The sequence below is a fragment of the Clostridium sp. LIBA-8841 genome (assembly GCF_057782475.1).
Window position 1 is genome coordinate 2,202,581 of the sequence record NZ_CM173488.1, and the last position, 20,545, is coordinate 2,223,125.

The 20,545-nt window shown below is 27.9% G+C and carries 14 protein-coding genes; 2 read left to right on the forward strand and 12 right to left on the reverse strand.

What is annotated here, in order from left to right:
* Window positions 1–332 precede the first annotated feature (332 nt).
* The 4 genes from AC2A4K_RS09545 to AC2A4K_RS09560 form a co-directional block, all read right to left on the reverse strand.
* On the reverse strand, window positions 333–3,878 hold the full coding sequence (locus AC2A4K_RS09545) for a beta-N-acetylglucosaminidase domain-containing protein (protein ID WP_322502256.1): 3,546 nt from the start codon (window positions 3,876–3,878) through the stop codon (window positions 333–335).
* 367 nt (window positions 3,879–4,245) lie between these two features.
* Complete coding sequence (locus tag AC2A4K_RS09550) at window positions 4,246–5,340, reverse strand: S41 family peptidase (protein ID WP_322502257.1); 1,095 nt, start codon at window positions 5,338–5,340, stop codon at window positions 4,246–4,248.
* 132 nt (window positions 5,341–5,472) lie between these two features.
* Complete coding sequence (locus tag AC2A4K_RS09555; protein WP_322502258.1) at window positions 5,473–5,625, reverse strand: hypothetical protein; 153 nt, start codon at window positions 5,623–5,625, stop codon at window positions 5,473–5,475.
* Window positions 5,626–5,852: 227 nt separating this feature from the next.
* A complete protein-coding gene (locus AC2A4K_RS09560) occupies window positions 5,853–7,244 on the reverse strand; it encodes an MFS transporter (protein ID WP_322502259.1) in 1,392 nt (463 codons plus the stop codon).
* Between the two features lie 407 nt (window positions 7,245–7,651).
* Between AC2A4K_RS09560 and AC2A4K_RS09565 the strand changes: the two genes are divergently transcribed.
* On the forward strand, window positions 7,652–8,401 hold the full coding sequence (locus tag AC2A4K_RS09565) for a GntR family transcriptional regulator (RefSeq protein WP_322502260.1): 750 nt from the start codon (window positions 7,652–7,654) through the stop codon (window positions 8,399–8,401).
* A 171-nt stretch (window positions 8,402–8,572) separates the two neighbouring features.
* Here AC2A4K_RS09565 and AC2A4K_RS09570 read toward each other — a convergent pair whose 3' ends face one another.
* From AC2A4K_RS09570 to AC2A4K_RS09595, 6 genes are all read right to left on the reverse strand, one after another.
* A complete protein-coding gene (locus tag AC2A4K_RS09570; protein WP_322502261.1) occupies window positions 8,573–9,217 on the reverse strand; it encodes a helix-turn-helix transcriptional regulator in 645 nt (214 codons plus the stop codon).
* A gap of 168 nt (window positions 9,218–9,385) precedes the next feature.
* Entirely contained in the window at window positions 9,386–10,573 is a 1,188-nt protein-coding gene (locus AC2A4K_RS09575; RefSeq protein ID WP_322502262.1) for a M20 metallopeptidase family protein, read from the reverse strand.
* A 454-nt stretch (window positions 10,574–11,027) separates the two neighbouring features.
* Window positions 11,028–12,926, reverse strand: a complete 1,899-nt coding sequence (locus AC2A4K_RS09580; RefSeq protein ID WP_322502263.1) for an FUSC family protein — start codon at window positions 12,924–12,926, stop codon at window positions 11,028–11,030.
* A gap of 47 nt (window positions 12,927–12,973) precedes the next feature.
* The gene (locus AC2A4K_RS09585) at window positions 12,974–13,381 is read right to left on the reverse strand and encodes a MarR family winged helix-turn-helix transcriptional regulator (RefSeq protein WP_322502264.1); all 408 of its coding nucleotides are present in this window, start codon (window positions 13,379–13,381) and stop codon (window positions 12,974–12,976) included.
* A 206-nt stretch (window positions 13,382–13,587) separates the two neighbouring features.
* On the reverse strand, window positions 13,588–15,420 hold the full coding sequence (locus AC2A4K_RS09590) for an ABC transporter ATP-binding protein (protein WP_322502265.1): 1,833 nt from the start codon (window positions 15,418–15,420) through the stop codon (window positions 13,588–13,590).
* A gap of 3 nt (window positions 15,421–15,423) precedes the next feature.
* Entirely contained in the window at window positions 15,424–17,142 is a 1,719-nt protein-coding gene (locus AC2A4K_RS09595; protein WP_322502266.1) for an ABC transporter ATP-binding protein, read from the reverse strand.
* 426 nt (window positions 17,143–17,568) lie between these two features.
* Here AC2A4K_RS09595 and AC2A4K_RS09600 point away from each other — a divergent pair, with 426 nt between their 5' ends.
* Window positions 17,569–18,036: a DUF1097 domain-containing protein gene (locus AC2A4K_RS09600; protein WP_322502267.1), complete on the forward strand. Its 468-nt coding sequence runs from the start codon at window positions 17,569–17,571 to the stop codon at window positions 18,034–18,036.
* Between the two features lie 191 nt (window positions 18,037–18,227).
* On the opposite strand, the gene AC2A4K_RS09605 is transcribed toward AC2A4K_RS09600, so the two are convergent.
* Window positions 18,228–19,433, reverse strand: a complete 1,206-nt coding sequence (locus AC2A4K_RS09605; RefSeq protein ID WP_322502268.1) for a class I SAM-dependent rRNA methyltransferase — start codon at window positions 19,431–19,433, stop codon at window positions 18,228–18,230.
* Between the two features lie 229 nt (window positions 19,434–19,662).
* Complete coding sequence (locus tag AC2A4K_RS09610) at window positions 19,663–20,493, reverse strand: hypothetical protein (protein WP_322502269.1); 831 nt, start codon at window positions 20,491–20,493, stop codon at window positions 19,663–19,665.
* Window positions 20,494–20,545 lie beyond the last annotated feature (52 nt).

The window sequence follows — 20,545 nt, forward strand, 5'->3', positions numbered from 1 at the left end:
GATATTTTTTCCATATATTCAAATTTATCAAAGAATAATTATACAGCATAATCAAACCAAAAACAATTTAATTATATACATTATAAGTTTCTTGTTATTAGATAAAAACCTCATCAATAATTTATTTAAGGCTTTTTTAATGAATGATTTTAATATGTTTCTTTATATTTATAAGTATAAATATATTGTAACTAGTTCTAGATATTAATTCTTTAAACTCACGAAAAATTTAGATTATTTGTTATTTTAACTTATAAAAAAAACTGCGTAGATTATAAACCTACGCAGTTTTCTTATTACAAATTTCCTTTTTTATCAATCAACAAAAGTTATTACTTTTTCTTTCTCTTTAAAACAAAAGTTCCTGATGCCATCATAGCTAATCCTAATTGTAAGAATACTGATGATGAAGCTCCTCCAGTGTTTGGTAAGCTACCCTCAGGTTTTTCCGGATTTTCTGGTTCTTCAGAATCTCCTGGATTTTCTGGCTTCTCAGGTTCTTCTGGTTGTTCCGGTTTTTCTGGCTCTTCAGGTTCTTCTGGATTTTCTGGCTCTTCAGGTTCTTCTGGATTTTCTGGCTCTTCAGGATCCACAGGACCTTCAGCATCATCTTTTTTAACTAATCCAGTAATTGCTTCACTTAAAGCTTTTACTGTATTATCTACTTCTTCTTGAGTAGCATCCTCTTTACCTAAAACTCCTTTAGCTAAATTTAATTTTTCTTGTAAGTTAGTCCAAGATTCTTTTGTATAATCTTCCTCTTCAAGATCTTCTGCTTCCTTAATTACCTCTTCTAATTTAGACTTATCTACCTGAACCTCTTCTTTAATTGTTGAAAGTCCTATTTCATGAAGAGTTGGTGCAAAACCATCCCACTCAACTTTTATTTCAAATACATTCTCAAATGCTGCTGTACTAAATTCATTAAAGCTCTTATCTAAGCTTCCTACTTCTGCCCATCCATTTTCATTTCTTACAGATACTGTTGCATTAGAAATTGTATTTGGATTTTGTATTATTGTAAAGTTTTTAATATCTGTTCTGTCAGAAAGTCTGTAAGTTAAGTGACCTGTTTTAGGAGCACTTCCTAATGGCTTAAATGCAGTATTTAACTTTCCATCAATTAAATTCTTGGGTTCAAACTTGGCTTCTGCTGTTGGTCTAATATCAAAATTAACATCATTATTTGAATACTCAACTTCTAATTTATTTAAATCAAAAGTTATATCATTATCTGTATTATTTAAAATACGAACATAACGAGCATTTATAACTTCAGATAGATTTTTTATTTCTGTCCATTCTACTCCATTAATTGATGACTCTAATACTAATTCATCATTTTTTGTGAAGTCAGCAGTTATATTAGTAATTTCTCTAAGTTTATTTAACTTAATTCCAATATATTGGCCTTCTGATAATTTAACATCATTTAATTCTACAAGTGAAGCTTTTTCCTCTGATACACTTACTTGGTTTTCTTCTAATTCTTCTACATTAGTATAAGCTTCTAACTTCATATTGCTTTCATCTTTTTTATTAACAGAGAATTCTCTAACAGCTATCCAGTTATTTAATATTTCCTTAGTAGGAATAAATCTTAAATATTTAGCTGTTATGTCTAAATCTTCTACAACAATCTTATGCATCTGTGGTCCATAATCAACACCATCTACATCTGTCCAATTTTCACCATCCATTGAATATTGGAACTTTCCATAGTTAAATGCATCTCCTTCGTCTTGACCTTGCTCAAATATAATACTATTAACCTCAGTTACTTCATTTAATTCTACGGCAACATAGTCTCCCTCTTTAGCTGCATTACGTATCCACATACATGAATATCTAGTATTATCTCCATCAGCTATACTTTGAACATGTCCCCAATATAATGGACTCATATTCGTATAAGGACGAAGTGTTAACTTCTTAGTGTCTGGATTTATAACTTGATCAATATTATCTCCTATAATTTTAGATAAGTCTTTTGCAAAAGGTATTAAATGTCTTGTACCTGGTTCTGGTCTAGATTGTCCATTTAATACTGGTGTTCTATGAGATCTTGAAGCAGTGTACTCATCTTCTCCTAAAACATAATACTTTATAGCTTGCTCATAGTTACCCTTTTCAAAGGCTACAGCAGCATTTATATATGCTATAGTTGATTCTGCTAAATCTCTTAAAGAATCAACCCACCCTTTAATTTCACCTTTTAATAATTCATTCTTAGATTTAGTTGCAAAATTATTAGTTGCATCTAAAATCTCTTGATATTCATCTAAAATAACTTTACTATAGTCTATTATAGACTCATTAGCCCATAACTTTCTTGTAAACTCTTCTATTGTTGGTCTTAATTCTTCAGATTCTTCTAAAGATAACCCATGCCAGTTTGGAGCTGGATCACTCATATGTTTTGCAAATGTATGTAATTCTTCACTTGCATCTGGATCTATATATTTGAAAGAATCTTCCCAACTCTTATCAACATCAAAATCTGCTCTGTTCCAACCATAATCAGCTATAGCGAATAATGATACTTTTGAAGCTTGAGCTTCTTGCATTGGGTTAGTTACAATCCCTTTAAAGTTTGTAACTGTTGGATCTAACATTTCTCCCTTACCCATTAATAAACGCTTGTTGTTTATATCATTTACAGGCCAGTTTAGCCACATAAATGCTTGACGCCCTACAGCTTGTTCAAAGAATTCAAATGTATCTTGAGTTACATATCCAAGTATTACATCACCAGTCCACATGATATCAATACTTTCTGGCATTGTACCAATAGTATTTAAGTATTCGTTATTAACATCTCCACCTGCTGATTCCTTTGTGTAAACTTTAGGAACAAATATGAATTCATATACATCTTTTTTTTCTAAACGCCACTTTTCTAAGTCTTCCATAAGTTGTACTTGATTTGAAGCATCTCCTTCAGCATCATCTGCAAGAACACCAAACTGACGTACTCCAACACTGTATAATTGTTCAAACTTAGCTATTATTTTTTCTAAGTCAGATTTATAATTTTCTTCAGAATCAAAATTCATTCCATCTTTTAAGAAAGGATGTATTGTCCATATAAACTTATTCTTTGTTGCAGCTCCAACTTCAACCATCTCTTCAATTTCAGCTAATTTTTCTGCTGGATATGGTTCTCTCCATTTAAGACTGTGATATTCATCATCCTTTGGAGCAAAGATGTATGCATTCATCTTAAAGTCTCCACCAAATTTCATTAAGTCCATACGGTTTTCATTACTCCAAGGAATTCCATAATATCCCTCAATAAATCCACGCCATTGACCATCTGAATAATCTTTAATAAATAATTCCTTTAATTCATTTCCTTCTAATTGATTAAATATTGCTTTTAAAGATGTAATACCATAAAATGCTGAATCAGTATTTTTACCTAATACGGCAATTACATTTCCCTTAACAGATACCATATGTGCATCATTCTTTTCAAAGTGAGCATCATCTACTAAATTATTTTCTGTAAAGTATTTATCTACAATCTCTTCTGAGTTGTTTATTCCAACTAGGAAGTTTGTTTTATCTTCTTTTATCTCATTACTTACTTCATGATTAATTCCCTTAATTGATAAAACTTCTATTAGTCTATTTTTTGTAGCCTGATCAATTCCCTCTTCAAATATGACATTAGCATCATTCGTTAAATTTACTACACTACTTCCATATTCTATACTTTGAGGAATTGGATAGATTTCATATTCTGAACCCTTTGTTTCCTTCATCTCAGTAGCTAGTACATTTTTAACAGGTAAGCCTGATAATAAAGTTACCATCATGACTAAAGTCATAACTCTACTAACAAGCCAAATTAGTTTGTTACTTTCTTTCCGCATTCTTTTTCCCCCTTAATTTCCCATTTTCAATTTTTAATTATACTTTACATCAAAACCACTTTACCATTTATATACTTTTATGTCAATATATTAATTTAATTGTAGATTTATACTTTCAGGATAATTTCCTAACCTTTAATACGACATAAATTTTATTCACAATAAGGATACTAATACTATTAAAATTCATAAAAAAAGGCTATATCAAAATAACTCACCAATAAAACTTATAGCTAGTATTAAGAGAATCTTTGAATAAACTTTAGAAATTGAATAATTAAAAAAATTCAAATAAAAAAACACACGAAAATCTTAATCTAAGATATTCATGTGTTTATACTTAAATCTATTTCACTAAATTATCTAATTACTTAATGTAGTCTTCTATTGATTCTAAAATAATTTCATCTGGATAAAGAGCCATAACTGAATCATCCTCAATAAGTTTATAAAATCTTGTAGAATAAGTAACTACAAACTTACTATTCGGTAATGTAATTCTTAAAATTTCACCATAACAATTAGGCTTTCCTCCACTAGGCTCCCCAATTATTTTTGCATTGGTGTCATTTTTAAAGCTATAAGCATTTAAAAGAGCTGAAGAAAAGGTTTCTCTTCCTATTACCACTTTTAAATTCTCCTTATTATTTATCTTTTCATTATTCTTTATATAATTTATTAATAGAGTGAGTAGGGTTGAATCTCCACCTAAATTGTTTCTTATATCTACAGTTACTCTTTGTATATTTTTCTCCTCAATTAAAGCTATTATATTCTCAATTTTTTTATCTATACTTTCCTCTCCATACTCCCTACAACTATTATATTTTATATATAACTCTCCACTCTCTAAAATTTCAAACCAAAGATTCTCGGAATCATGTTTAGCATATATAGGGAGTCTCTCATTTGTATAAACTAAGTTTTCAATAGAGCATGTTAAAACCTCATAGTCTCCATCCTCTAAGGTTATTTTTATTTTATCCATATTATCAACAATCAAAAGTCCATACAAAACTTCTGCTATTTGGAGATATTTCATACTTTGTGCCTTAAAGAAATACTCATTTTCAAAGGAAATAATATTAGAAAGCTCCTCTAATGCCTCTTCTATTTTCATACCTTCTATGGCTATAACCTTTTTAAATAGCAGATTTTCATAGTCCTTAGAAGTATTTATAATATATATTCCATCATTGAAATAATAAAATTTTAATGGAATAAATCTTTTAGCAGGAAATATTAGTGAAGTATGCGCATCCTTAAGAGAAGCCACAACTCTTGATATTTCCACCTTCATTTCCTCATAATCCAACTCATTAACTATTTTCTTTAAATCCTCTATTTTCTTATTAAAGACTTCTTCCTCTGTATAAGCAAATAGATTTTTATGTTTTTTCTTAAGTTCTTCCTTTAAATAATCAATGTCCTCTATCCACTTTTTCTCCCATGTACTTTCCATAAATTCTCCTTTATGCTTTAAAAGCTAATTTTCTTTGCTATAAATTTTATCCTTAAATTCTTCTCTATATTATAATAAAAGAAAAACCTCCACAATACATTTTTGTATTGTAGAGGTTTTTATGTATAATTATTAATCCTTTAGAGACTTTGACATCTTATTTCTTACTGGAACAAATTCTGAAGTTGTATCATTAGGATCAATATATTTATAATCTCCATTTTCATCTTTTCTGAGTCCTAAAGATGCCATTTTCTTTTTACTATTTCTATGTTTATTACCCATTTTTCTCACCTCCTATAATATTTATATTTATCATTCAATACTATATTATTCTTAGTGTTATAGCTAAAAATTATATATAAAATTTAAATATTAATTTAAATTTGTTTTTTCCTTGTTATTTATCTTACTAAATCCTCATTCTTCATAAGGGCCACCCAACAATAGTAGATATAAAAGAAGAACCTCAATAATACATCTCTGTACTATTGAGGTTTTATGATAAAAATTTATTTATTTTCAGTCTTCTCTCTTCTTCCAATTAAACTCCAATATAATAAAAATGCTACTGCAGAAATAACTGCTAATGCTAATAATACATTACTATATTGTATAGCTATTGCATTATTGAAAAGACCAGTAATATTTTTTCCTAAAGATTTAGATTCCATAAATACTGCTACATATGTTATACCTATTGAGGCAGCTATGTTTAAACAGAAATTATAAAATCCAATAGCAGTTCCTGTTTTTTCTTTAGGTATTGTTCTTGTTAATGTATCAATCATAGGTGCATACATTAAAGCAAATGAACATGAAAATAGTATCATTACAAAAACAAATACTAATACTGATGTTTCTATGAAGAAGGCTCCTAAAACAAGACTAATTGCTATTCCTATTATAGCCATTTGAATACATTGTTTACTTCCAATTTTCTTTGCAACTTTTCCTGATAAAGCTCCTACAGTAGCTGCTAAAACATATGAAGGAACTAAAAGTAATGAAATTTGATCCAATCTATAGTGATATATAGATTCAACTAAAAATGGGAACATAAATATAAATGCAAGTTGTACGCTATATATAACAAAAGCTACAAATAATACTGATATAAAGTTTCTGTTTGTAAAAAATTTAATACTGATAAAAGCATTTTTATTTTTACTTATGTATGTAAGGAATAATACAAGTGCAATTATAAATCCAACTAAGAATATCCATTGGAATTCTGAAACAAAAAGCATTAGTGTTGCTGCAACTGATGCAACTAATATAAATCCTATAAAATCAATATTCCCAGCTTTAGCTTTTTCTTTAGGAATATACTTTAAAATAAAAGGTAATATTATTAAAGTTAATAGTGGAATTAAAAATAACACTTGCCAACTTAAATATGTTGATATATATCCACCTGTAATAGTACCAATTACTTGTGAAATAGCATAACTACTTGTACTAAATCCTAAATATTTCTTATGTTCACTCTCTTTAAAATATTTTGCTACAAATATTACATATAAGGTTTCTGCACTTCCTAATCCTGCTGATTGAATTATTCTTGAAATAACTATCATTAAAAATGACTTTTGAAAAATAAAACCTAGCAATGAACCAACACATATTAATAAAATTCCTATTGATAATAGTGTTCTAACACTTATTGAATCTGATAAAGAAGCATATACAATTGCTCCAATACCAATGACTAATCCAGCTAAAGTTACTTGCCAACTAACAGTACTAGCTGATATATTAAAAGCCTTAGCTAAATCTGGCGAAATAATTTTAAATGAATTATCAATAACCAACGCAAAAATCATTAAAGACAATACTGCTGGTACCGCTTTTTTAATGTTTACCTCCTCAACATTATTTGACGTATTAAGTGAAACTTCCATTTTGTATCCCTCTCTTTTTCCTTTTCATTTGTGTTTCTGAACAATCGTTTACAAATTAATTTGTTTAAGCTTGTCTATTTTTCTTTAACTTCATCCTTTCCCAATAATCGTTTACAGATTAAACAAAGAAAATCTTGTTTAATCTCAAATAGAACTTGTCTAATTTTTATTAATATTTTAGACAAGTTAATACTAACACATATTGATTTCGATTTCAACACTCTTTTAAATCCTTATTTTAACATAGTTACAATGCTTTACACTGGAAAATATATTTTTTCTAGAATCAACTTGTCTAAAATACTTATATTCACCCTTATATTATCTTTGCTTTATTCAAAGAAATGTGAATATATGATATACTATTTTTATTAAGTATAAATTTTTATAATAAGTAAGGTGTTAAAATGAAAATCACTCCAAAAGATATTAAAAATTCAAAAAAATTACTATATACATTTGTATATGATGAATTATATAAGATGATTATTGGTGGTAAATTCCCTTTAAATTCAAAATTACCATCAGAACCTCAACTAGCAAAAATGTTTGGAGTTAGTCGTATGACTTTACGTCAAGCACTGGCATTATTACAGGATGATGGTCTAGTAAAAAACATACATGGTAAAGGGAATTTTATAACTTCTCCTGAAAAATGTACTCAACAAGATTTTTTAGAGTTAATAGGTAACCCCATATATAAATGTCATAACGAAAAAATTGACGATGTTGAATTGATATTTCGTTTAGAACTTGAAAGTGATTATACAAGACAAGTCTTAGAAAAAGAATCTCCAGCGGTTGTTGCTTGCGAGCGTTATTATAAAGGTAATAACAAAGTTTTAGCTTATGCATTTACCTTTGTATCTGTTGAAACAATAAAAGAAATGAATATAGATTTAAATGATGAAGCTCAATTATTAGATTTCCTTGAAAATAAGTCTTATGAAGTAGCAGAAAGTTCTATTCTAGAAATAAAACATTCATCCGCTGGTAATCCACCAAATCAAAAATATAAACTTATTGGTGGAGACCAATGTGATCTAATTTTAGAAACATTATATCCTAATGATTATTCTCCACCAATATTATTCAACAAATACTATATTCCTTCTCAATACAGTACTTTTAGAATAAAGGCAAAGAAGAAAGAATAATTTACACTATTAAAAATGTATTGTATAAACTAAGATATAAAAAAGATGATTTCAGAAATTTACTGAAATCATCTTTTTTTGTAGATTTATACCTTGTCTATTACGATAGTTTATGTAATTATTAAGCTTGTCTACAACTATCATGTTTTATTCCCTTACTTTTTCATTTAATTAAGAATAAATTTTTATATTTTCTTCATATTTAATTATAGATCCACTGTAAACTTTTTTACACTCTGAAATATTGGATATAATATCTATTAAAATTAATTTATATTCAATATCATAACAATATAAATATAACCCTTCATTTTTTAAAACATAAGAAATTGGAAAAACCTCAAATATTGATCCATTAATATCTAATACTATAAAGTTTTTATTATCTAAAGCTTTATTAATAATCTCATATCTACTATCTTTAATTTCAAAATTCTCTTTTTTTAAATCTATTATAAATCTATTCTTTACTTCATCTAATACTTCAGTACACTTTTTATTATTAACAAGTTTAAATTTTTCAATAAGATCTGCTTTCTTTAAATTTTGTATTATATTTTCAGAAATATATAATGATAATATTAAATTTTTATAATCACTTTCTGTAAGAATATACTTAGCTATTATATAATTTTCGTCTAATTTTATTCCTCCATTTACTCCTCTATATGTAATTATAGGAATACCTAAAATAGATAGCTTGTCTAAATCCCTTTGTATAGTCTTAGGTGATACTTCAAACATTGTTGCTAATTCTTTTATTGTAACTTTAGAATTACTTTTTAATAAGAAAAATAATATTTCTAATATCCTCATTTGTATATTACCTCACTATAAATTATTATCTAGTTAATTTCTTTTAAATCAATTAACCAATGTACAAATAATTATATTAATGTGCACATTGGTTAATCTTAAAACAAAACTTTATAACTATTTTTATTATAGTTTATTTATCTTATATTTTATCTATTGAAAAGATTATTACTTATTATTTTTTAACCACATAATTGCGCTATATGCATAAATAGCTGCACCAGTAACTAATATATCTTCATTAAATGTAACTTTATCATTATGCATTGGTAACCCATATAATTCATTTTCTTCTTTTGTACCTGCCCCTAGCATAAAGTAAGCACTAGGTACTTTATATGAATAAGATGCAAAATCTTCTGATCCCATTCCACCACCTTCAAAAGAAATAATAGAGTTTTCACCAACTATATCTTTTATGTAGCTCCCAAGTTCAGTAGCTAGAGTTGTATTATTTTCTAAAGGTGGCACTGATGATAATTCAATCAATTTAGCTTCACCTCTAAACATTTTTGCCGTTGATATTACTATATCATTCATTCTATCAAAAATAAATTTACTTAATTCTTTATTTAAACTTCTTATCGTACCTTCCATGATCACTTCTTCAGGTATTATATTTGGTGCATCTCCACCAGCAAACTTTCCAATTGTTAATACTGCTGGTTCAGTAGCAGATGTCTCCCTAGCTAAAATTTCTTGTAAAGATATGTATATATGTGCAGCTATGTTTATAGGATCTACTCCTGTTTCTGGCATTGCTCCATGGCATCCTTTTCCTTTTACAACTATTCTAAACCTATTGCATCCAGCTATACTAGGTCCTCCTAGACCATATAACACTACATTTGAAGGTGTTCCTGAGTGAACATGCATGGCCATTGCCACATTAACCTTAGGATTTTCAAGTACTCCCGCTTTTATCATTTTTTTAGCCCCAGTGAATCCTTCCTCATCTGGTTGAAATACTAATTTAATACTACCTTCAATTTTATCCTGATTTTCTTTAAGCAATTTAGCAGCTCCTAAAAGCATAGTAGTATGCATATCATGTCCACAAGAATGCATACAACCGTTAACTGATTTAAAATCACATTCAGTAGATTCTTTCATAGGTAATGCATCCATGTCTGCTCTTAATAAAAATGTTTTCCCAGGATTATTTCCTTCTATAGTTGCCACTATTCCGCTTTCACAAATTTCTTTTGGTTCATACCCGAACTCTTTTAATTTATTAATTACATAAGCTTTAGTTTTAGGCAATTCTGAACCGACCTCTGGATTTCTATGTATTGTTCTTCTATACTCTATTAAGTCTTCTTTTATTTGTTCAGCTTGTTTTAAAAAACTATTCATTTCTACACTCCTTCCTTAACTTAATTATTGATTTATAAATACATAAAACAATAATATTATGTATTCATTTCATATATTAAACTCTAAACTAGTCATATATAGTCTTATTTTATATTTATGAACCTTAATTTTTTTTACAACAATTATATTTTATCCTCAATATATTCATATATTCTATATACACTTCTTTATGATCTACAAATATATAGACTTAACTATTTATGTTTTTAATAAACTATCCTTTTATCATTTTTAAATTTTTAACTTAATTACCTACTTACAAAACAAAAAAATTCACAATAAGATTATTGTGAATTTTAGACTTCATATATTTTTATTTTTTTATCTTTCCTATTTGACTCATTACCATCTCATAATAATATACATTCAAATTAAAAACACAGTATAATTTTCTTTAATAAGAGCACTATATTTTACATAAACTTATATTCTTCTAGTAGCCACTTTTTATAGTCAGTGCTTCTTGAACTGCATTAAATTCTTCACAAATTTGAGATATTTCTTCTATATTAGAAACTTTTTTAGGTTTTATATCTATTCTCTGTTCAATAGATATTGCTATTTTCTCTAATACAAGTAACATTTGTGATAATTCCTCATCAGCTAGGCTTAAATATCCCTTGGTTGTGCAATATTGGTCAAGTAAGTAACTAATATGCTCTAATGAAAAAAATACAGGCCACATCATTTCAAGCATTTCCTCATTACGAGGTATCTCACCTAATGCGGTATTATATGCAACCTTAAGATTCATAAGGTCTAATCCCATTTTTTCTTTCATATCTTTTGTCATATCATTCTTACTTTCTTTATTATTAGTTGATAAAAGAACTAGTAATTTCTTCTGACTATCTATTAATTTTACTATTAAATCTGGTAATCTACTAGAAGCTGAACGACGTCCAATAATATAAGTACCAATTAATCCAATAGCAGATCCAACTAATATATCCGTAATACGTGCTGTTGCAAAATAAGTAACATTATGTATTTGAGTTGATGCTTCTGCTATAAGTAAAGCATTTGGCGTGACAAACATTACTGCTATGCCATAATTTTTCACAATAAAAAGCTCTATTAGTGCTGTTAAAAGCATATTAATTATAGCTATCATAAAGCCTTCTGGTTGAATTTTCAAAATAATAATAGCTATGATTAATCCAATAATCGTACCAAAGGATCTCTGGATAGATTTATGAAAGGTTGATATAACAGTTGAACCTGACATGACGGCAGCACAGGATAGAGGTATCCAGTAAGGTCTTGAAAATGGTAAGCTAAATGCTATTATGCCTGATATGGAAAGAACAGCTCCATATCTAACTGCATTAATAAATACTATTGAATCCTTATTGCAAGCTCTCGTAAATTTCCTAATTATTGAAGTTTTTGAAATCTTAATACCTCTTCCAATGTATGTTAATGGTAGATTAATAATAGCTTCAGTATCATAGATTATTTGTAAAAATTTATCATAATCCTTATCTAAATTCTTATAAGGAACTATTTTAACTTTTTCTTCATCCTTAAAATCAATTGCCATAGATAATTTTCTTATCATATCACTAAATTCTTTTGGTAATTTCTTATTTTTATTGACATGTAACTCAAGCATTTCTAAAAATAATTTATTTGCCTCTTCATTTAAAAGAGATAATCGATTAAATAAGAATGAATTCTTCCATGGAATATATCCTGTTAAAAGAATTTCTTCTGCTTCCTTTAAAGCATTTACAGTTCTATTTCGCATATCATTAATATTTTCACTACCAATAGCTTCGCTAAAATCTGCTAAGGTTAAATAAAGTTTTTTAATCACTTTTATTTCAGGACCATGTGGATTTAAAAAATATCCTTTCATACTCATTAACCATGAAAAAAGCCCACCCATAAGTACTACAGAAAATCGTATAAAGACTTCTGATTGATTAATAGGCATTCCTGTTGATACTAAAAAACTTAATACAAAAAACATTGCAGAAGGACCTTGTATTTTAAGAACACCAAATATAAAAATTGCAATTCCTCCAATAAAACCTACCATTAAGATAATAAGTATTGGATATGGTGCTAATAAAGTTCCTAATGCAACTGACAAGCTAATACCAAGAGCACAAAAAAATATTTTTTTTGCACGCCGAGCATATGGTTCATTTATAACGTATAAATATGAAAAACTTCCTATTCCAGCCAATAACCCTAAGTGAATTTGATTTATCAAAACACCTATAATTACTGGAAATCCTGCACATATTCCAGCATTTATTGCTCTTTGCCAAGGAAAAGGAGTTTTATTAATTTTAAACAATTGTTTTATTATAGTTTTATCCATGTACACTCCTTTTTTATTAATTTATAATTTCTATTAAATTCATATTATTAATCTAAGTTATTCATCATTTTCTCTAAAACACTATTAAAAGTCTCTAGTTCTTCTTTATCAATATTATTTATAGCCTCTATTTCTATATTCTTAGCTTCTTCATTCCATTTAGGAAACATTTCATAAGCTTTTTCTGTTAACTTTATAATTCTTTCACGCTTATCCTTTCCTTCATTTCGGATTACTAATCCCATTTCCTCCATTCTAGTTAATGTCCTAGTAATTGTTGGAGCCTCTACCCCAAGATATTGACACAGTTCAATTTGGGTACACTGATTTTTTTCATGTAAGTATAATATAATACCCCACTGTGATGAATATAGACCAAGAGGAGCAATCTTTTCATTTAGTTTCTTTGTAAAATTTCTAGCTAACTGATTTACTTTATGTCCGTACAAATCCATTTTTATTCCACCTTTCATTTAATTACCTAGGTAATAATTACCTAGGTAATTATATCACCTAAATTTATAATAATCAAATTCTAGCCCTATGAATCTCTATATTGCTTATAATATGCCTATAAATCTTTATAAATAAAAAAAACACATGAATGTATCTTAGATTAAGATATATTCATGCATTTATAATTTATCTTTTCATGATTCATCTAATTTCCCATTTGGCTTATTACCATCTCATAATAATATCCCTTTTTATCCATTAAACTCTTATGGTTTCCACTTTCAAGAATCTTTCCATCTCCAACAACCATAATATTATCAGCATCTCTAATAGTAGAAAGTCTATGAGCAATTAAAAAGCTCGTTCTATTTTTCATTAATTTAACTAAAGCATTTTGAATATCCTTCTCTGTTTTAGTATCCACACTACTAGTTGCTTCATCTAAAATAAGTATAGGACTATCACATAAAACAGCTCTTGCAATAGCTATAAGTTGACGTTGTCCTTGGCTCAAATTATCATTAGATCCTGAAACCATAGTGTAATACCCCTTTGGTAATTTACTTATGAATTCATGAGCATGAGCTATTTTTGATGCTTTAATTACATCCTCATCAGAAGCAGAACTTTGAGAATATCTTATATTATCCATAATTGTTCCTGTAAATAAACATGTGTCTTGAAGCACTACAGAAAAGCATTTTCTAAGACTATTTCTCTTTAACTTTCTTATAGATTTATTATCTATAAGAATATCCCCACTATCTGCATCATAAAAACGTGTAAGAAGATTAACAATAGTAGTTTTTCCTGCTCCTGTTTCTCCAACTAAGGCAATTACCTCACCTGGCTTAACATCAAAACTTATATCATTTAATATTGGTTTTGATTTATCATAAGAAAAACTTACATTTTTAAACTCTACATTTCCCTGTGCTGATTGTAATTCTACTGCATCTTCTACATCCTTTATCTCTTCTGCAGTATCTAAAATTTCAAAAACCCTTTCAGCTCCAGCCAGTGCAGATTGAATTGTATTAAACATTCCTGCTAAGGAGTTTAAAGGTCTAGAAAACTGTTTTGAATAGCTTAAAAAACTTACAACTGTTCCTACCTCTAATCCAAATGCTACTGATAAAACTCCTCCTACAATGGCAACTACAGCAAATATAAAGTTGTTGATAACATTCATTAAAGGCATCATAAACCCTGACCATATTTGTGCCTTACTACTACTTTTATATAACTTTTCATTAATTGCTTTAAAATCTTCTAATACATCCTCTTGCTTTCCAAAGGCTTTAACCATTTTTAATCCTGAAATATTTTCTTCAATAACTCCATTTAAAGTACCAAGACTTCTTTGTTGAGATAAAAAGTAAGCTTTACTTTTAGAGGCTATTATTTTAGTTAATAAAATTACTAAAGGAATACATAAAAGTACAACTAATGTAAGATAAAAATTTAAGTTTATCATTACTAAAAATGATCCAATCAAGATTAAAGCACTTGATATAAGTTGTGTAGTAGTTTGAGCTAAAGTAGAACTAATATTATCTACATCATTAGTAATTCTACTCATAGTATCACCATGAGACCTCTTATCATAAAAATCTAAAGGAAGATGCTGCATTTTACGAAAGAACTCTGTTCTCAAAGCATGTACCAACTTTTGAGATACTTTTAACATAATTATTTCATTAACACTTGATATTATAAAGTTAGATAAATAAAGAGCTACTATAATAATTAAAATCCACATAATTATTTTGGTATTTACAGTTCTTGTACTTATATCAAAATAATTAAATGTTTTACCAACAAAATAAGGAATACTTACTGTTATAATTGATGAAATAACAGTTAAAAATATAGCTAAAAATATAGTTTTTCCCCATCTCATATATATTTTAATTATTCTAAGTAAAGTTCCTTTAGCATTTTTAGGCTTAGCTTTAGGAGCAAACCTATTAGGACCTCCACCACCTTTTCCCATAGAAGGCATTTTTGCTTGTGATTTGTTATATGTTTCTCCCATAATTTATGCCTCCTTGCTACTTTCTATTTGAGTTCTATAAATGTCTCTATAAATATCACAGCTTTTCATCAGTTCACTATGAGTTCCAAATCCAACATTTTCTCCATTATCCATAACTAAAATTTTATCTGAAGCCATAGCTGTTCCACATCTTTGAGTAATAGTAATAACAGTTTCATCCTTCATATAGGAATTAATATTATCTCTAACTTTACTCTCCGTAACTGCATCTAAAGCACTAGTGGCATCATCTAAAATAAGTATCTTGGCATTTTTAATAATTCCACGTGCTATAGAAATTCTCTGTTTTTGTCCTCCAGATAAATTAACTCCTCCACTACCTAAGGTAGATTGAAATTCTTCTGGCATATTATAAATAAAAGATGCCTCAGCTTTTTTTGCTGATTCTTTTATTTCCTCTTCTGAAGCATTTTTATCTCCCCATTTGATATTATCACTAATAGACCCTGAAAATAACATTGGCTTTTGAGGCACAATAGAAATGCTTCTTCTAAGAAGGTCTACCTCCTTGTCTTTTATATTCTTTCCATCAATTAAGATTTCTCCTTTATTTACATCATAAAATTTTAATAATAACCAAACTATTGTGGACTTTCCACTTCCTGTTGGTCCTATAATAGCTAATTTTTCTCCAGCATTTAAAGAAAAGCTTAAATCATTAATAGCCGGTATTCCACTTCCATTAGGATAAGAAAAAGTAACATTTTTAAATTCTATTTTTCCTTTTAACTCTGAAACTTTTCCCTTTTCAGTAAAATCATCCTCACAATTAAATATTTCTTTAATACGTGCAGTAGATGCCTTTGTTCTAACAAAAGTATTAAATATGTTAGTTATCATTATTAAAGAGGTAAGAATTTGTGCCATATATATTGTAAAAGCTGTTATATCTCCTGGATTTGCAAGATTTAAAGAGAAAAGCTTACTTCCAATCCATATTACAATTACTGTTCCTATTCCAACGGTGAAAGTAATAAGAGGGGATACTATTGTTATAATCATCTGAGAAGAAACGCTATTTTTCATTAATGTATTATTAGCCTCTCCAAATTTCTCTTCTTCCTTATTATAAGTTGAAAATGCCTTAACTAACCTAACTCCTATTAAGTATTCTTGAACTACAGAGTTAACCTTATCTATTGATTTTTGTAACTTATAAAATCGTGGGTAACTAAGTTTCATACTAACTACTATAAGTCCCACAACTATGATTACAACTCCATAAATAATTAAAGAAAGCCTGAAATTAAGTATTGTTGCAAGAACAATACTTCCTATACAAGTTATAGGAGCTTTTAGAAATATACGCATAATTCCATTTATAAATTGTACAATCTGCGAAGTATCATTTGTCATACGTGTAATAAGAGAACCACTTTCTATTTTATCTGATCCATTTTCCGAAAAATATAATATTTTTCTAAATAAATCATACCTTAAATCTGCACCAACTCTTTGAGAAACCTTAGAAGCTAATATATTACGAGTTATAGCAAAACAGGCACCAAGCCCCGTAACTATAAGCATTAATCCTCCCCAGTAATAAACACTTGAAAGGTTTGCTCCATCTATTCCTAAATTAATTATGTTAGACATAAGAGTCGGTCCAAGTAAATCACATATAGCTTCCATAGTTACACAAATTATAGCAGTTAAAAAAGGAAGCTTATATCTCTTAAAATATTTGCTATAAAAACTCACTTTTCCCTCTCCTTTTCTTTATTTCTTTTCCACTTATCTATATTTTAAATAAATATTGATTATATATATCTAAAATAAATATTAGTTTAAAATATAGTCTTTTTTTTATATTAACTAATATTATTTATTAATAACTTATTAATCTTATTACTATATAATTCTTGCATATTTTTAAGCTTTGTGCCAGTAAAATATATATTTTCTCTATCACTACTAATTGCTTATGGCCTTTATTCATTATAATAGTTTTAAAAAAAATTAATAGCTAGTTTAATATTACTTTTTAATAATTTCCAATAAAATTATATATTAAGCTTTTGTAAATTAATTAGTTGATTAAAGGTTTACTTTTGGATAAAATATTAAGGTATGATAAAAAACACTAGGATTAAAGTTTAGGAGATACTAACAGGAGGATAAAGTTTTATGGACGTACTTTTTTTCGTAGCAATTAGCGTTGGAGTACTATCTGGAGTTTGGGCATGGATGGCAGCAGTATTTGGAATGGTAAGTTGGACTGGATTTGTTGGGTGGACTAGTTACTATTCATCAGGTGGAATGGCTAAAGGTCTTTTTAGATCTCTTTGCTCAAATGCAACAGGTATTATTTACGCTTTACTTATTATAAAGGGATCATCTATTTTCCCAAATGAATATTGGTCTTATTTTTTAACAGCATTCTTTTCTTTTATGATGGTAATACAAGCAAAGCTTAAGAAATTCGAATTTATATCAGGAGCATTTTGTGGTTGTTTCTCAACCTTTGGATTAAACGGAAATTGGCAAGCAGTTGTACCAGCATTGCTTTGTGGTAATGTGTTAGGATATATATCACAAAAGATAGGAATATACTGTCATGATGTATTTAGTAAAAATCCTAAAAGATCTAAATAAATAATACTAAAAACCTCAGCATTAAATTATATTAATACTGAGGTTTTAAAATTTATGTTTATTAATTACTTTTTACTTCCACATTATCTCAATACCTTCATAAAATGTACAGTTAACACTATATACTCAAACGAATTTTTTAAATTTCTCCAACTCAATACTTACTCTATATTAAAGTATCTAGTATTCTATTAAAAGTGACCCCTGATTTTCTTAATAAATACAACCTTAAGATAATCACTTTCTTCATATTCCTTTGAAATTCTAAAATCTGATGGTAATGAGTACTCTTCTAAAATTTTGTAAGTACCATACATTTCTCTAAATGCAGTAGCTATAAATTCTTTGAATCTTTTCATATTAAAATTACTACAATTTGTAGAAGCCACTATTACTCCATTATCTTCTGTTATAGCAATTGCTTCTTTAAGAAGATCCTTATAATTATGAGCCGCGCTAAATTGGAATTTCTTTGACTTAGCAAAACTAGGTGGATCAAGTATAACTAAATCATATTTTACTCCTTGCTTAACAGCATATTTAAAGTAATTAAATACATCTTCTACGACTATATCCTGAGCTTCATAATCTATTCCATTTATACTGAATTGTTCGATTGTTTTTGGTAAACTTCTATTTGCAAGGTCAACACTTGTTGTCTTTTTTGCACCCCCTAAAGCTGCATACACAGAGAATGCTCCTGTATAAGAAAATGTATTTAAAACATTCTTTCCTCTTGAATATTTATCTCTAATAGTTCTTCTTACATTTCTTTGATCTAAGAATACTCCAACCATTGCACCTTCATCTAGGTATATGGCAAAATTAACTCCATTTTCTTTTACTATAATCGGGAAATTTCCTCTTTCCCCCATTATAAATCCATCTTCTTCTATGTAAGCACCATTCTCATCAAATCTCTTCTTCTGATAAATAGCCTTAAATTCAACTATTCTCTTTAATGAATTTAACACCTCATCTCTAAACTTATAAATACCTCTACTATACCAGTTTATTAAGTAATAGCCATCAAAGTAATCAATAGTTAAACCGCCTATACCATCTCCTTCTCCATTAAACACTCTAAATGCGTTTGTATCCTTACTTCTATAAAGCCCCGCTCTCTTATTTAATGCAGATATTATCTTTCTCTCAAAGAAACTTATATCTATCTTTGTATTTTCTTTAGTACTAAGAATCCATCCATAGCCTTTATTTTGCTTTCCATGATATCCTCTTGCAACGAATCTGTTTTTTTCATCTACTAATTTAACTAGCTCTCCTTCTTTATTAAAAGCATCAAAATTTATTATGGCTTCCTTGAAAATTAATGGATATCCACTTTTAAATTTATCTACATATCTTGATTTCACTTTTATGGTAATTTCTTTTTTCATCTTTTCCATCCAATCTTTTGTTTTTTATTTTTCATTTTTTCTTAATGTAATAAACTTAATTTTTATAAAAAATCTATTTCTTAAATATTATATCATTAGTAATATCATTTTAGTATTTTAATAAATTCTCACTCTATCCTAAATATATTAAAATAAAAAAACCACGATTTTATATCATGGTTTATATGGTGGAGGCGAGGCGTTACTATTAGTATCCTCGACCATCTTTTTATTTACATCTTGCCCAACTTTTATTATTTAGTTTATAATCTGATATCTTAAAATAAGGTTCATTAGCTCCATTTTCTAAAAAACTTGCAAATGCTCTAATAGAGTGAGATTCTATCTTTTTTTTAATATCCCAATATCTAGGTTTTATTACCTCATATTTAAACATATTCCACCCTGGTATTTCTTTTCTCTTTGGTTTAACTCTTTTTCCTAATTCATCACAACACCCTATATATATTTCCTTATTATTATCATCTAATAAATAATACACTATATTTTTTACTTCTTTATGCTTAAATAATTCATCTATTGGTATCCATTCTGATGAATACTGAATAATATCTTCAACAGCTTCATTAGTTTCACTTTGTTCTAAATCTAATACATTCCATTGTATTATCTTTTTAAAAAACTCATCATATTCTGTTTTAATTTTTAAAAATGGTATTATCTCAATTACACCGTTTTTGTTAGACTTTAATTGTAGCACTTCTCTATTGATTCCATCAGTAGTTATATAATAATTACTATTCTCATCATATGGTATTTCTTCTGTTTTAATCGCTAAAAAGGTATGGATAAATTCTTTTTTTAATGCTTTATTCAAATCTTTATAATAAGATAATTGATAGTATGGATTACCTTTTTTTCTACCCCTATAAGATATTTTACCATCATATATATTATTATTAAATTTCAATTTAACTTCTTCAACATGACCTATTTTCCATTTAGAAATATCAATTAATGCATCTATCTCATCATTAGCTATTGTTATCTTTCCACTTTCTAACATAGTTTTATTTATTTTTACACAATATGTTCCCATAACTCCTCCATAAAACTAATTTTATCTTTAGTATCTATCAAACTATAAACTT